Source organism: Methanotorris igneus Kol 5 (genome assembly GCF_000214415.1).
GTDB classification, from domain to species: domain Archaea; phylum AGJL01; class Methanococci; order Methanococcales; family Methanococcaceae; genus Methanotorris; species Methanotorris igneus.
This window is the reverse complement of the sequence record NC_015562.1, coordinates 1000810-1015981: the sequence shown is the minus strand read 5'-3', so window position 1 is coordinate 1015981 and position 15172 is coordinate 1000810. Positions and strand designations below refer to the sequence as shown.

At 33.7% G+C, this 15172-nt stretch carries 15 protein-coding genes, 5 tRNA genes, 1 rRNA gene and 1 CRISPR repeat array; of the genes, 5 read left to right on the top strand and 16 right to left on the bottom strand.

The genetic code is table 11. The annotated features are described in order from the left end of the window. Positions 1-27: 27 nt before the first annotated feature. Both METIG_RS05085 and METIG_RS05080 read right to left on the bottom strand, forming a co-directional pair. A complete protein-coding gene (locus METIG_RS05085; protein ID WP_013799161.1) occupies positions 28-405 on the bottom strand; it encodes a nascent polypeptide-associated complex protein in 378 nt (125 codons plus the stop codon). Between the two features lie 183 nt (positions 406-588). After that, positions 589-1419 carry a UbiA family prenyltransferase gene (locus METIG_RS05080; RefSeq protein ID WP_013799160.1) on the bottom strand — a complete coding sequence of 277 codons (831 nt, stop codon included), beginning with the start codon at positions 1417-1419 and terminating at the stop codon, positions 589-591. 111 nt (positions 1420-1530) lie between these two features. On the opposite strand from METIG_RS05080, the gene METIG_RS05075 reads away from it, so the two are divergent. Beyond that, positions 1531-2343: a deoxyribonuclease IV gene (locus tag METIG_RS05075; protein ID WP_013799159.1), complete on the top strand. Its 813-nt coding sequence runs from the start codon at positions 1531-1533 to the stop codon at positions 2341-2343. A 2-nt stretch (positions 2344-2345) separates the two neighbouring features. On the opposite strand, the gene METIG_RS05070 is transcribed toward METIG_RS05075, so the two are convergent. The 4 genes from METIG_RS05070 to guaB form a co-directional block, all read right to left on the bottom strand. Further along, a complete protein-coding gene (locus METIG_RS05070; protein WP_013799158.1) occupies positions 2346-2792 on the bottom strand; it encodes a UPF0179 family protein in 447 nt (148 codons plus the stop codon). Positions 2793-2966: 174 nt separating this feature from the next. Continuing rightward, positions 2967-5084: an ATP-binding protein gene (locus METIG_RS05065; protein ID WP_013799157.1), complete on the bottom strand. Its 2118-nt coding sequence runs from the start codon at positions 5082-5084 to the stop codon at positions 2967-2969. A gap of 453 nt (positions 5085-5537) precedes the next feature. Further along, entirely contained in the window at positions 5538-5810 is a 273-nt protein-coding gene (locus tag METIG_RS05060) for a TIGR00304 family membrane protein (RefSeq protein WP_013799156.1), read from the bottom strand. A gap of 62 nt (positions 5811-5872) precedes the next feature. Then, the gene (gene guaB / locus METIG_RS05055) at positions 5873-7351 is read right to left on the bottom strand and encodes an IMP dehydrogenase (protein WP_013799155.1); all 1479 of its coding nucleotides are present in this window, start codon (positions 7349-7351) and stop codon (positions 5873-5875) included. Between the two features lie 64 nt (positions 7352-7415). On the opposite strand from guaB, the gene METIG_RS05050 reads away from it, so the two are divergent. Genes METIG_RS05050 through cofC form a run of 3 tightly spaced genes read left to right on the top strand, consistent with a single transcriptional unit; the run spans position 7416 to position 9072 of the window. Beyond that, positions 7416-7736 (top strand): Sjogren's syndrome/scleroderma autoantigen 1 family protein, encoded by a 321-nt coding sequence (locus METIG_RS05050; RefSeq protein ID WP_013799154.1) that lies wholly within the window; start codon positions 7416-7418, stop codon positions 7734-7736. 57 nt (positions 7737-7793) lie between these two features. Next, positions 7794-8411: an MBL fold metallo-hydrolase gene (locus METIG_RS05045; protein ID WP_013799153.1), complete on the top strand. Its 618-nt coding sequence runs from the start codon at positions 7794-7796 to the stop codon at positions 8409-8411. Positions 8412-8421: 10 nt separating this feature from the next. Next, positions 8422-9072 (top strand): 2-phospho-L-lactate guanylyltransferase, encoded by a 651-nt coding sequence (gene cofC, locus METIG_RS05040; RefSeq protein ID WP_013799152.1) that lies wholly within the window; start codon positions 8422-8424, stop codon positions 9070-9072. A 173-nt stretch (positions 9073-9245) separates the two neighbouring features. Here cofC and argC read toward each other — a convergent pair whose 3' ends face one another. From argC to METIG_RS04990, 10 genes are all read right to left on the bottom strand, one after another. Further along, positions 9246-10277: an N-acetyl-gamma-glutamyl-phosphate reductase gene (argC, locus tag METIG_RS05035; RefSeq protein WP_013799151.1), complete on the bottom strand. Its 1032-nt coding sequence runs from the start codon at positions 10275-10277 to the stop codon at positions 9246-9248. Beyond that, positions 10274-10927: a DUF434 domain-containing protein gene (locus tag METIG_RS05030; RefSeq protein WP_048055542.1), complete on the bottom strand. Its 654-nt coding sequence runs from the start codon at positions 10925-10927 to the stop codon at positions 10274-10276. The genes argC and METIG_RS05030 overlap by 4 nt, the downstream gene beginning before the upstream one ends. Beyond that, positions 10909-11541 (bottom strand): 4Fe-4S binding protein, encoded by a 633-nt coding sequence (locus tag METIG_RS05025; RefSeq protein ID WP_013799149.1) that lies wholly within the window; start codon positions 11539-11541, stop codon positions 10909-10911. Before METIG_RS05025 ends, METIG_RS05030 begins: the two co-directional genes overlap by 19 nt. 62 nt (positions 11542-11603) lie before the next feature. Further along, a tRNA-Asp gene (locus METIG_RS05020) sits at positions 11604-11681 on the bottom strand. Positions 11682-11735: 54 nt separating this feature from the next. Then, positions 11736-11850 (bottom strand): 5S ribosomal RNA (gene rrf, locus METIG_RS05015). An 11-nt stretch (positions 11851-11861) separates the two neighbouring features. Next, positions 11862-11935 (bottom strand) — tRNA-Lys (locus METIG_RS05010). A gap of 127 nt (positions 11936-12062) precedes the next feature. Further along, positions 12063-12139, bottom strand: a tRNA-Tyr gene (locus METIG_RS05005). A 16-nt stretch (positions 12140-12155) separates the two neighbouring features. Further along, positions 12156-12233: transfer RNA gene (locus METIG_RS05000), tRNA-Pro, on the bottom strand. A 19-nt stretch (positions 12234-12252) separates the two neighbouring features. Continuing rightward, positions 12253-12329, bottom strand: a tRNA-Thr gene (locus METIG_RS04995). Positions 12330-12687: 358 nt separating this feature from the next. Next, a CRISPR array of direct repeats spans positions 12688-13709; the repeat unit is 31 nt; unit sequence GTTTCCATCCCCCTAAGGGTCTGATTTTAAC. A gap of 368 nt (positions 13710-14077) precedes the next feature. Further along, on the bottom strand, positions 14078-14479 hold the full coding sequence (locus tag METIG_RS04990; protein ID WP_013799148.1) for a UPF0146 family protein: 402 nt from the start codon (positions 14477-14479) through the stop codon (positions 14078-14080). A gap of 66 nt (positions 14480-14545) precedes the next feature. Between METIG_RS04990 and METIG_RS04985 the strand changes: the two genes are divergently transcribed. Further along, positions 14546-15154, top strand: coding sequence for a DJ-1/PfpI/YhbO family deglycase/protease (locus METIG_RS04985; RefSeq protein WP_013799147.1), 609 nt, complete (start codon positions 14546-14548; stop codon positions 15152-15154). Positions 15155-15172: the final 18 nt, after the last annotated feature.

Here is a 15172-nt window from a genome sequence, read left to right as displayed (position 1 = left end):
TTGCTTGACTGATGATTTTTAAAAGTTTTATTCACTTAGTTTAAGTATTGCCTCTGCTATATCACCGTTGCATTCTTCTAAAGCCTTTCTTGCTTCTTCTTTTGAAACATTACATTGATTTGCAACTAATTCAACATCTTCCTCTGTAATTTCTACTTTGACATCTTCATCCTTTATTTCTTTCTCTTCTTTTTTTATTTTTTTAGGTTTTCCAGTTATGCTGTATGTTTTAACTCCGAAAATATCCACTACTTGAACTTTTGGTTTTTCAAAAACCCATTCTTCATCTTCGAATTCAAATATAACTCTAACAACATTCAAATCCTCAGAATCCATACCAAAATCTTTCATCATCTTTTGCATTTGCTTTAACATCCTTGGATTTAATCTTCCACCTGGAAACATACAATCACCCAATAAACCTTATGCAAATTCTTATCATGTTTTATCTTTTTATGTTATATATATTACTGTAGTGAAATTTGATAAGTTGTGTAACCATATGAAATTTTTCAAAACATGAAAAACCAACATAAAACACAATAAAATAAAAAATAAAAATATAACCAAACCAATGACGTGTTTAGCTTACATTAACGCTCCCAATACAAAACACATTAAAACAAGATTCATGATGATTTTTAAATATTTTGAGGTTTTTGACATTATATTTTTTGAAGGATTTTTTATGGCTTTAAAAATAACATATAAAAAAGATAAATCACATAAAATTATCAAAATCAAATAAATTTCTCCAAAAATACCCATTATATACGGGAGGGGGCTTAATGCAACTGCAACGATTATAAACATGGCAGCAATGTATAGGGATTTTTTTCCATATTTTATTGGGAGAGATACAACTCCCTCTTTCATATCCCCATCAATATCCTCAAAATCCTTTATAATCTCTCTACACCATGTTGCAAACATCGCACATAAGAACAATATTGTCACAATAGGCATATTATTAACTGCGACCCCACCAAAGAGGAATACGGATCCAGTTAGATAAGCAACAATAAAATTGCCAATAATTTTATTCCTTTTGTATTTTTTTGCGTATAAGTAGAGCATAACTGAATTAATTAAAGCAATAATAAAGCATAGAACATTAAAAAATGACAAAACTAACCCAAATATCAACAACAACCATGCAAATCTCCATGCATTTTTTATTGAGATTTTGTTTGAAGGTAGAGGGCGGTGAGGTTTGTTAAGTTTATCTATCTCAACATCATATATATCATTAACAACATTCCCAAACCCACAGATAAAGAAAACTACCAAAAATGCGAGAATTAAGACAAATAAATAACCAAAATTAAAGTTAGATGCTATTAAACCACCAATAAACGCTCCAAATGATGCAGTTATGCAATTTTTCACTCTCATCAGTTCCAAATAATACTTCATCATAACACCACCACTACATTAAAATTAACATTAACTTTAAATTAATTTTATTTTCCTCTTTCCGTAAATCTTTATAGTTATAGACAAAATGCCATAAAAAATTTGAGGGAGATTATGGGATTAAAATTTGGCACTGCTGGTATTCCTATAAATGCAAAGAGTAATTATGATGCTATAACTTTTTTAAGGAAAGTTGGATTAAATGCTTTGGAGTTGGAATTTGTTAGAGGCGTTAACATGAAGGAGGATTATGCAAAAAAGTTGAAATCCCATGCAAAGGAAGATGTTGTGCTGAGTGCCCATGCACCCTACTACATAAACTTAAATGCAAAGGAAGAGGATAAAATTGAAGGGAGTATAAGAAGAATCGTCAATACTGCAAAAATCACAAATGTTTGTGGAGATAATGTTGTTTTCCACCCCGGATATTACTTAAAAAAGAACAAAGAAGAAGTTTATAAAAAAATTGTTTCAAACATAAAAAGGATCCTCGATATTATGGAAGAAAACAAAATAAAATCCATGCTTAGGCCAGAAACCACGGGGAAGATTTCCCAGTTTGGTAGTATTGATGAGATTATAGACCTCTGTTATGAACTCAATATCTTGCCATGTGTGGACTTTGCCCACATATATGCGAGGAGTTTGGGAAAGATTAATGATTACAACTCATTCCACAATATACTATCAAAGATTGAAGATAAATTAGGAAAAGATGCCATAAAAAACATGCACATCCACATGTCTGGAATAGATTTTGGAAAAGGAGGGGAGAGAAGCCACCTTCCATTAAAAGAATCCAAATTTAATTATAAGGACGTTTTAAAGGTATTGAAAGATTTTGATGTTAAAGGTGTTGTTATCTGCGAGAGCCCAAAGTTGGAGTATGACGCACTGCTAATGAAAAAGTATTATGAAAGTTTATAGACTCATAATTGTCTCTCCAATGTTATAACTACTTTTCTCAAAGATAATCCTTTTTCACATTTGATTTTTTCATTTATAACAGACAATATTTTATATTTATCCCCCTCACTAATCCCTTCTGGATTGCAATATGTGTAGTTCTCACAAAATATGTTCTCGCAGTTTATGGGGGTGTGTGTTAATGTAACGCCCTCGAGTGCTTTTTTGGCCTCAACCATAATTACAAACTCTGCAGGAACCACTTCAACAACTTTAACTCCATCTTCATGGATTTTGCACTGATGATTTGCCGATCTGACGCTTACAATTTTATACCTCCCTCCAACTTCAAGGTTGTTGTGACAGATTCGTTTAAATTTACAAGTCTCACATTCCTCCAAAATTCCCATATATACGAATTCATTCCCCATTTTAGCTAACTTACTACCGATGAGTGTAATCTTTTTCATAATCTCACTCCTTCACATTAAAACTCACAAATAATCAATATTATTAATGTAAAATGATATAAAACAATCTTATAAAATTTGCATATAATATCTTTTGGTTGTGTAAGATTTAAGCACAACATATTATTAAAAAAGAATAGCAAAAATAGTAAATTTGAAAATAAAAACAAAAAATTAGGTTATTCTATAATATCCAAACCTTGGAGAAAATATCTCTCCATTTTTCTTCAATTTTTCAAGTAAATCCTCACACTCAATCTCAGATATGCCATATTCTTGAGCTTTTTCAATAATCTCATCTTCTGCTGCAAGGTTATTATCATTAAGCGCAGAGAGCTCTTTTATAATATCTAATATAACATCCATCTTTTGCATTTTTGATTTTGGAGTTCCTGCAACTTTATCAATGTCGAATGTCCCTGTTTCTGGGTCATAAGCAATCTGCTTTAAACATTCCTCTATTATACTAATTGCTGCTTTTGCATCCTCTTCTTCAACCTTTCTACTTAATCTTGCCTTTGCATGCATCTCAGAGAGCCTTATAATAGCCTCCAACTGTCTCGCAGTTATAGGTATTGGGTTGTCTCCTTCACCTAACTTTCTCATGTTGATGTAATAATCTTTAATTATTTTCTTTGCCTTATCTGTTAGGTATGGGGTTTTTAACTTTTTCTCATCGACTTCTCCCAAATATAAAGTATGATTCTCCTCAAAGTATGCGCATGTCCTTGCATAGATTATGTAATTCTTCAAAATCCTCTCATCAACCTTTATTCCGTCAATATCAAGCTCTCCCAAGATTTTGAATTCCTTTGTTGCTGTCTCGATGTGGGTATTTAAAATATGCTCCGCAATCTCTGCATCTTTGCTCCTATCTGGTTTATCTTTTAATGGGAAAATTAAATCAAACCTGCTCAACAATGGGGCTGGAATATCAATCTGCTCGATAACTCCCATGTTTGGGTCAAACCTTCCCCTCTTTGGGTTACATGCTGCCAAAACTGCACATTTTGCTGGGAGTTTAACGTTTATACCTCCCTTATTAACATGGATGGTTTGGGATTCCATTGCTTCTAAGATGTACTTCATAACATTTTTATCAACAGTCAACTCGTCAATACATGCAGTTCCCTCATTTGCTCTAACAAAAACCCCCGGCTTCACAACCCATCCATCTCCAATCTCAGTACTTTCTCTAACAACGTTGGCAGTTAAACCTCCACCAGTGGCAGTTGTTACAGAAGCATAGGCATTTTGAGGGAATAGTCTTGCTATCCTTCTAAGCATTGTTGATTTCCCAATCCCCGGATCGGTAATGAGTAAAATGTGACTGTCTCTTCTTAGCGGAGTTCCATCAGGTAAAAATTTCATGCATCCTTTTATCTGCTGTAGGAAGATGGCTTTTTTAACAATCTCATATCCCTTAATTTGTGGGATTAGATATTGGGAAAGAATGTCAATAATCCCCTTCTTTTTCCCGAGTTCATTTAAAATCTCAATTAAGTCAGGATTGTTTAATATATCTCTAACTTCAATTTTTTGGTAGCTCTCGTTTAATTTTATGTAGTTGCTTTTAACATAAATTTCAAATACTGGTAGATTTGGTCTTGTTCTCTTTTTCATCACAGTTCCTACAACATCAACTCTTCCAGAATAAATACCCTCGGAGTTCTCTAAGAACACCTTTATACTCCTTGGTGGGTCATCGGGGTTTTTCATTAAATCAATTGGCTGTTGTATTTCCAACTCTTGAATGTTTATGTAGGAGGATTCTTCCAAGTCCAAAACCATATCACTGCCACAATTTTCATTATTACATTTTATTTTTGGGAGTTCGAAGTAGTTGTGGATGGTTATGTATCTTATGTTCCCACATTTTGGACACACGTAGCATGCTTTTTTTAATAAAGCACAAACTTTCCCTGCCTTTGCTATAATCCCTTCAAATTTAACTAATTTATTTATATCAGAAGATGAGATATCTTCAATTTTCTTTTCACAACCAATAGGATTTTTAAATGCAATTTGAATTTTTTCAATCTCTTTATCTTCACCAAAGAGCTCAACATAGACATCTCTAAATAAATAATTTAAAACATCCTCAACTTTTCTTGGATACTCTATGATAACGTCATTTACTTCACATGCCTCTGGGTAGGTTCTTAAAAATGCTTCAATATCAAATTCGAAGATATTATTTTTTATTAAGTTTGTAGATAAGCAATCTTTAATAAATGCCCTTATTTTATCCCCATATAAACTTAAAAAAGTTTCTTCATCAAATTCTACCATTTTTATCACTTGGGTATTTTGTGGTCTTAGATATGTGGGGGAGATATTTTAAAATTTTTATGATTGTTTATTAAATTAATTTGTTAATTTAAATTAATAAATATTATGGATCAACTATAAATTAATTTGCATTATAGTCGTGTGCGTTAGAAATTGGAAATATGCTACTGACAAAGTCATAAAGATTTATGGCTTATTTCAATTTTTTGGCAAAACCTAAAAGGTTTTGCCGTATATTTTAAGGATGGATAAATGTTATTTAGAAATTCATTAATGTATAAATAAGTTTAAAAATCCACTGCAACCTTCGGTTGCAGGGAAGTTGAATAACTACGTTATTCAACTATTCCGCACACGACTATAATTTACCTTGCATATAATCCATTTTTATAATGTAATTTAATGTAATTTTAGGTTTTTAGGTAAAATAAATTAAAAAAAGCTTAATAAGGCTTATTTTGGAATTTTTACACTCATATAAAACAAAAACACCCACAAAATCATAGCCAATAGTATCAAAACGGAAAGTATCATTAAACCTGGAGAATTACCAAAAACAATTGGTATAGGCCCTATCATCACGATACCTGAATATTGAATATCTTTTTTATCTTCTTCATGGATATTTTTTTCGGTTTTTTCACTTGGTAAAATCATACCCAATGTAACAACAAAAAATCCTATGAATATTAAAATCGTCCCTAAAAATATTAGCATGGGTTTCATAGGAATCACGGATTTATTTTTTTAAAAAAGAACTTAAAAAACTTAAAAAATGGATTAGAAATTTACTTACCTAATGGGTAATTTGGAGCTTCATTGGTTATAATTATATCGTGTGGGTGGCTTTCTCTTTGTCCGCTTTGGGTTATTAAGACGAATCTTGCTTTTTCTTGCATTTCTTTTATTGTTCTTGCTCCACAGTATCCCATGGATGCCCTTAAACCACCAATGAGTTGGAATATAACTTCACTTACAGGCCCCTTGTATGGAACTGCTCCTTCAACTCCTTCAGGAACAAGTTTAACATGCTTCATGTGGCTTTGGAAGTATCTATCTGCTCCTGCTCCAACTCCACCAGTCATTGCTCCTAATGAACCCATCCCTCTGTATTGCTTGTATTTTCTTCCATTTATAACCATCAATTGCCCTGGTGCTTCATCAGTTCCAGCCAACAAACTTCCAAGCATTACTGCATCTGCCCCAGCAGCAATTGCCTTTGCAATATCTCCACTGTACCTTATTCCCCCATCTGCGATAACAGGGACATTATGTTCTTTTGCAACATCTGCAACCTCAGCAACAGCTGTTAATTGAGGAACTCCAACTCCAGCAACGACTCTTGTTGTACAAATACTTCCTGGACCGATTCCAACCTTTAAGACATCAGCTCCTGCTGCAATTAAGTCTTCAGCAGCTTCTTTTGTAGCAATGTTTCCAACGATTAACTTAACATCTGTTCCTTCTAATTCCTTTTTGAGTATTTTTACGTGTTCAACAACCTTCATGTTATGTGCATGAGCACAGTCAATTGCTATAGCGTCAACTTCAGCTTCCACCAACGCTCTCGCTCTCTCTAAGTCATAAGGACCACATGCAGCAGCGACCAATAACCTACCTTTTTTATCCCTTGCTGCCTCTGGGTATTGCTTTCTTTTTAAAATATCTCTTAATGTTATCATTCCAACTAATTTGTTGTTTTCATCCACTATTGGTAACCTTTCGATTCTGTTTTCATACATTACGTTTAAGGCTTCATCATGAGTTATATCTTCTGTTACTGAAACAACATCCTTTGTCATTACTTCTTTTACTTTTATACTTCTGTCTTTTATTGGTTTAATGTCTCTTAATGTTATAATCCCTACCAATTTGTCACTTTCATCAACAACTGGTAAACCACTCACTGAGTTCTCATCCATAATCCTTACAGCTTCACTAACTGTGCAATCTGGTGAGATTGTTATGACATCTTTAACAATATATTCATCCGCCATCTTAACAGCATGGACGTGTTTAACTTGATCCTGTATTGACATGTTTCTGTGGATTACCCCGAGTCCTCCCCTTCTTGCTAATGCAATTGCCATCTCTTTTTCAGTAACTGTATCCATTGCAGCAGATAATATTGGTATATTCAACTTTAATCCTGCCAAATCTGTTGAAACATCAGTATCCTTTGGCTCTACGTATGATGCATTAGGAACTAATAAGACATCATCAAAAGTGTAAGCCATTTTAGCATTAACTATTTTATCTAAGAACACCAATATCACCTTAATAACCTTTTTCAATATATTATGTAATGAGGTATAAATAGTTGGTGGTAAGATGGATGTTGTACAATTAATGTCAAGAGAACTATTAAAAGGGGCAAAGATGCTTGGTGACCATTGTGAAAAGTGTGGAGCTCCGTTATTTGAGAAAGATGGTGAAGTTTACTGTCCAATATGTAAAATTAAAGGAAATGATAAGAAAACAGAAGATGTCCATAAATTAGAAGAGATAAATATAGAGCAAGAAGAAATTTTAGATGATAAAATTAATTATCTTTTGGAAAGATTAAAGGATGAAAATGAGATTAGCAGAATAATTGAAATAGGAAAAGCGTTAGAAATCTTGTTGAGGGTTAGGGAGTCTATTGGAAAATAATTATTTGGTAAAAACAAAATTAACAAAATACCTATTTAAATATTTTTTGGTGAGAGTATGATATATAAACTCAATGGTGTCTACTATGATGCAAATTCCTATTTAATTGTTGGAAAAAAGAACATCTTAATCGATCCAGGAACACCAGGAAACTTTGAATTTTTAAAAAATCAAATAGAGGAAATTGTAAAGGATATTGATTTGGTAATAAACACACACTGTCATTATGACCATGCGGGAAGTGATTATCTATTTGAGGAGTATTTTGATGCTCCAACAATCATCCACGATTCAGAAGTTGAGCATTTAAAAAATGGGGATAAGGTTACGGTTTCATGGCTTTTTAATGCGACTTTTAATCCCCCAAAGGAAATTATCCCAATCAGTGAAGTTAAGGATGAGTTGAATAAGGTTGGAATTGAGGTTATATACACCCCTGGACACACAAAGGGTAGTATCTCATTAGTAGTTGAGGACAAGATGATTACTGGAGATACCTTGTTTGCGTATGGTGTTGGAAGATGGGATTTGCCAACTGGAGATTTGGCTGAGTTGAGGGCTTCTATTGAAAAACTTGAGAGAATTGCATATCAAAAGGGAATTGCTCAAATCTATCCAGGACACGGTGAAGTTGGGGATTTAGGAGCTTTTGGTAGGGCAAAAATGTTTATTTAAGGGGATAAAAATGATAGCAGTGATTCCAGTGTCTCCACTGAATTCAGCAAAGTCAAGGCTCTCAGAATTCTTAACAGGAGAAGAAAGAAAATTGCTTTTAATGAACATGATAATGGATGTTTATAATGCTTTAGAGGATTTGGAAGTGTGCTTAATTAGTAAAGATGATGAAATCTTGAATTTTTCAAAAGAACTTGGATTGATTCCTCTAAAAGAAAGGGGAAAGGGATTAAATAATGCAATAAAGCAGGCAATTAATGCAGTGGAGGATGAGGAAGTTATAGTAGTTCCAGCAGATATTCCATTAATAAAAAAATATCATATAAAGGAAGTTATATCAAAATCAAAAAAGAATTCTATTGTTATTAGCCCTTCAAGAGGAGGAGGAACCAATTTACTATTGTTGAACCCAAAAGATATAATTGAACCAAAATATGAAGGTTTTAGTTTTTTAAAACATATCGATGAAGCAAAAAAGAGGAATGTTGAAGTTATAGTTTACGATTCGTTTTTAATTTCCATTGATGTAAATACCCCAGAAGATTTAGGGGAAGTTTTTATCCATGGGGAAGGAACGCATACCTACAAATACTTAAAATCGTTAGGTATAGAAGTTTTACCAAAACACTCTTCTGCGGGTAGATTTATTATTAAAAGATAAGCTTTTCTTTGCATAATAAATGTGTGTATGTTTGTTGCTATTTTTTGCTTCATCTGTAATATTTTAAGATACCTTTTGTATATTTTATTTTGATAATTAGGTTATGTTAACTGTTATCTAATTGTAGAACGACTATATTTCATTGGATTCATGCTTAATAATTATACATTAAGTTATGGTCTAAGACCTCCAAACAATAGACTCAATGTTTCTTCAAATCCAAACATTATATTCATATTTTGAATTGCCTGTCCACTTGCTCCTTTAACCAAGTTGTCTATTGCTGATATTATTACCAACCTTCCATTTCTATCTATTTCAAATCCACCAATATCGCAGAAGTTTGTTCCTCTAACAGCGGTTAAAGAAACCTTTCCATCATCAAAAATTCTTATGAATGGCTCATTTTTATAGAATTTTTTATACAACTCAATAATATCTTCTCTTTTCACATCTTCTCTTATAAATGTGTGGGCTGTTGTTAGAATTCCTCTTGTTAAAGGAGCAAGATGGGGGGTGAAGGAAACCTTTGCGTTACCCAATTTTTTCAATTCCTTCTCTATTTCTGGTGTGTGTCTGTGTGTGGTTATTTTATATGGACTGATGTCCTCATTGACATTTGGGAAATGTGTTGTTTCTGTTGGATTAACCCCTGCTCCACTAACTCCTGTCTTTGAGTCGATTATGATTCTCTCCTCAATAATCCCCTCTTTAACCAATGGAGCCACTGCCAATATTGCCCCAGTTGGGAAACATCCTGGGTTTGCAACGAGTTGAGCATCTTTTATCTCATCTCTATGTAATTCAGGTAATCCGTAGGCAATTTTAACTCCCTCTAAAACACCAATATGCTTTAATCCATACCATTCCTCATAAACCTTTATATCCTCAAACCTATAATCTCCACTTAAATCAATAACCTTTAAACCCTTCTCAATTAGTTGAGGGACAATTTTCATTGATGCTCCATGGGGAGTTGCACAGAATACAACATCAGAATCTATTTTATCAACATCAACATCCATAAACTCCAAGTTTTCAAATTTTTTTATGCCTTTTAAGTGAGGGTGTATCTTTGTTATTTTTTTACCTGCCTCTTTTCTTGATGTAACATATTCCACCTCTACATGTGGATGCCCTGCTAATAACCTCAACAGTTCTCCCCCAGTATATCCAGTACCTCCAATTATTGATGCAGTTATCATTTAACCACCTTTAATTCTTTTATCAAATCAACAACATATCTAACTTTGGGGCTTTTTATAATTATAGTATCACTCGTAGCAACAACTTCTTTTTCTTTTAAAGTTTTGTCGCAATGCTTTGTGCAGATTGCATCTCCATTAATATTGTTCTCTTCCATAAAATTTTTAGTCATCTTAGACAACTCTCCACTTTTAGAAACTTGGGCATCAAAATAAAATGTAGGTTTTATATTATGTTTCTTGAATAACTTTAGCAATAAATTGAGAGATTTTTCAGTGTATTCACTCATCTTATACTTTCCATACACGCCCTCAAAGTCCCTATAAATACCATCATCACATAAAATAACTCTTCCCTTTAAAAATGCCTCAACTCCAATTAAAACGTTATATCCGTCAATGTTTATTTCTATTTCTTTGCTCTTTAATTTCTTTAAATCCTCAATGGATATTAACTTAGATTTTATGATTTTTATCTCTTCTTCACTATGGACAGTTCTAATGATTTTTATCCTTTCATTTTTTGGGATTCTGTAGTGGTTGCATACGACATTTAATGCATATTCTTTTCTATAACCCCTATCTATTAGATACTTGAAGTCCTTTTTTGCTTCTTCAATAATTCTTTCATCTACTTTTTTAGTGGACATACTTCCACGCATTCCTTGCAGAATATACATGAGTTTATGTCAACCTTAACAATGCAGGAGTTAATGGACTCTTCTGGTGATAAGATGGCTTTCATTGGACAAAACTCAACACATTTTAGACAATTCTTGCATTTTTCTTCATCAATAATAATTTTGTTGTCCTTAAACTCTATTGCTTTATTTTCACATTTTTTAATGCAAAGCATGCATTTGTTGCATTCGGATGTTATAACAGGCGTTTTTGGTTTTGGGATTTCATTTTTTATGTAGGGAATTGAACAAAATAGAACACAGTAACCGCATTTGGTGCATTTCTCTGCATTAATTGTGAACCTATCCTTTTCTATAGCGTTGTTTGGGCAAACCTCTACACATACCCCACAACATGAGCATATAATTTCCCTAAATTTGAAAATTTCTATTGCATTTGTTGGACAAACGTCTATACACAATCCGCAACCTATACAATTATCTAAGTGAGGTTTTTCCGTTCTTTTATTGGTATCTAAAAACTCTGTCTTTTTTCCAAATAAATTTTTTATAATAAGTTTTAAGATACTCTTTGTTTTTAAAAATTTGTAAAATTCATCAACTTCATTCTGGTCTCTCTTCATTATATCCCAACGATACATTTAAATTTATGGATTAATTTTCTAAAAATAAAATGAAAAAATTATGGCGCCCTGGTCGGGATTTGAACCCGAGTCACAGGAGTGACAGTCCTGTATGATAGGCCTGGCTACACCACCAGGGCAACATAAGTCACCGAGGACAACCTCTCATTTAAATTATGAAAATAATAAAAAGTGGCCGGCGGCGTCGCCCCTTTCCCACCAGAAGGCAGTACTCGGGGCATCGCTGGGGGGCTTAATTTCCGAGTTCGGGATGGGATCGGATGTATCCCCCCCGCTATGACCGCCGTACCAGTGCATAGCGGGCCCGAAGGGATTTGAACCCTCGACCGCCTGGTTAAAAGCCAGGCGCTCTGCCAGACTGAGCTACGGGCCCTCAACAAATTTTACCTTTTTGTTTTTTGCTTCTCGTTTGATTGCAACATACCATACGTCGTTCTCATATATAAACTTTTCGGTTCGAAGGTTTCGTATGAGGGGGTATTTAAAGGAGGTATTTAAGATGGTCCCGCGGGCCGGATTTGAACCAGCGACATGCGGATCTACAGTCCGCCGTTCTACCAGGCTGAACTACCGCGGGACGTAAGGGAAAGAAGTGGTGGGCCTGCCCAGATTTGAACTGGGGTCTCAGGATCCCAAATCCCAAAGGATAGACCAGGCTACCCCACAGGCCCTCAAAAGGGCAAGGACAAGTGGAGCCCCGGGGGGGATTTGAACCCCCGACCACCTGATTACAAGTCAGGCGCTCTACCAGGCTGAGCCACCGAGGCACGTTGTCAGCACAATCAATAAATATAGAACTAATATATAAATTTTTCGGTAGTTCTTTTATGTGTCACAATTAAAAACATAGATGGAGATTAAAAATACTCACTTCCTTACCAATAGATTCAGCAAAATAGAGATTTTAATGGTCTATTTTTTTGAAATCATCGATAGAAAGAAAGTAGTTTCCATCCCCCTATGGCTCTAATTGAAACCTTTAAAAGAAACTTTTAAAAAGTTTCATCAAAGGGATGCATTGCTTCGCTTCGCTCAGCAATGCCTCTTTTAGGTAAAAATAAAATTTCCATCCCTAAGGGCTGATTTTAACAAAATTAAAGATGTTCCAAAATCAAATAACTTAAAATTTCCATCCCCCTAAGGGTCTGATTTTAACTAGCACAAGCCATGAACACAAAAGAAGAAGCTGAGGTATTGAAGTTTCCATCCCCCTAAGGGTCTGATTTTAACGTATGGGATACCTTCCAGCTCTTTAGGGTTGATTACTCTTAATTTCCATCCCCCTAAGGGTCTGATTTTAACAGAAGGGTCATAGTAGTGCGAATATATACAAAGACGAATTTCCATCCCCCTAAGGGTCTGATTTTAACATTTTTAAAAAAGTTTTTGTGGGGATAATTATGAAAAGTTTCCATCCCCCTAAGGGTCTGATTTTAACTAAAAGGATAGTTTTCATCAGTCATTACTCTATAATGTTTCCATCCCCCTAAGGGTCTGATTTTAACCTCATGGTTATTGATAATGCTTGTTAAAAACTGTTTAAAATCTGTTTCCATCCCCCTAAGGGTCTGATTTTAACTATGGATATAATGATTTCAAAATTTTAGGATGTAGAAAAATTGTGTTTCCATCCCCCTAAGGGTCTGATTTTAACCCCAAAAGAAATAACAATGATGGCATGGATAAACGCAATAAATTTGTTTCCATCCCCCTAAGGGTCTGATTTTAACTCAAAATGGCAAGAGAAAAAATAAAAGATAAAGGAATGTTTCCATCCCCCTAAGGGTCTGATTTTAACGATACCACAAAAGACATACTCAGTAACAAAAAGAACCAACAGTTTCCATCCCCCTAAGGGTCTGATTTTAACGATACCACAAAAGACATACTCAGTAACAAAAAGAACCAACAGTTTCCATCCCCCTAAGGGTCTGATTTTAACAATTAGAATAGCAGATATTTTTATAGAAAATCCTTACATGTTTCCATCCCCCTAAGGGTCTGATTTTAACTATTAAAGAGGAATATTGTAGAAATTGTAGAAGATGTGTTTCCATCCCCCTAAGGGTCTGATTTTAACAGTTTCCTCGTCGTAGTATTTTTTGTTTTGGACAAAGTTTCCATCCCCCTAAGGGTCTGATTTTAACAGGACGATATTTTGCTTTTTTTCCTATATAAAGGTTTCTATTTGCTTCTTTTTGGGACGTTAATTTTCGAAGGGGTATTAACACTGTTCATTTATATACCTCTGCACTTCCCTAAAAATCGTTTAAATTCGAAGTAATTTTTTAAAATCGTTTTAAATTGTTAAATAAACCCTATTAATCGGGGAAAATTTGAAATATAATCTATTAGGTTTTTAAATCCAAAAATCTCAATAAATCATTAAATTTAAATATGCAAATCTTTCAAAATAAAGCACCCTTCGAAATTTGATAAAAATCCTTAAAATTAAAAAATAACCCCTAAAAATTGAATAAACTAAAAAATAAAAATTTTCAGCGAGGGAAGGGTATTATTTCAGAACATAAAAAATTTCTCCATTATAATTTTTTAACTTTAAGTCAACTGGGAACTCATTTGATAGAGGTCTAATTATTAAATCAGCGTTTATCTTTTTTGCAATATCCAAAATAAACAACTGTAAGTCCCTTGGAGGTCTTATTGAATATATCAAATCAGTATTTGTATAAATGGATAAATTTGGGCTAAATACATTATCAACAAATCCATTTAATCCTTCTTTTTTTGCATTTTCTATGGCATTTCTATTTATATCAACAACACAAACATCAAAAAACTCATGTAGTTTTTTGGCAATATTGATATTGAATCCTACACCAATCTCAACAATCTTTTTATAGTTGTTATTTTTTGCATAGTTAAAAATAAACTCAAAAATAACATTTTCATTCATTGCATCACCTTGCAAAATCAAAATGTATTAATATATCTATGTATAAATAAACCATTGGGGGAGAACATGAGGGGGCTAATCTTTTTGTCGATTCTTTTATTGGCAACTATATGCGGATGTGTGGAAAAGAAAATAACAAACGAAACTGAGGATGATACTGTGAGTGTTTTAATTGTAATAGCACCAAAAGATTTTAGAGATGAGGAGTTATTTGAACCTTTGCAAATATTTAAAGAGAATGGGTTTAATGTTGAGGTTGTCTCAACAACAAGAGGAGAACACGTAGGGATGCTTGGGGGTAAGATAACAACAACCAAAACCATAGATGAGGTTAATGCAAAGGACTATGATGCTATAGTAATTGTTGGGGGAATTGGTTCTAAAGAATACCTCTGGGATAATGTTGAGTTGCAGGAACTTGTTAAAGAATTCTACAATGATGGCAAAGTCGTTTCTGCCATCTGCTTATCTCCAGTAGTTTTAGCAAGGGCGGGGATTTTAAAGGATAAGGAGGCAACAGTATATGCAGCAAAAGAAGCAATTAAAGAACTTGAAAAACATGGGGCAACCTATGTCGATAAAGGTGTTGTTGTGGATGGAAATATCGTAACTGCAAAAAACCCTAACTACGCTAAGGATTTTGGGTTAGAGATTGTGAAATTACTCAAAAAATAAAAATTATTATTTTTTATT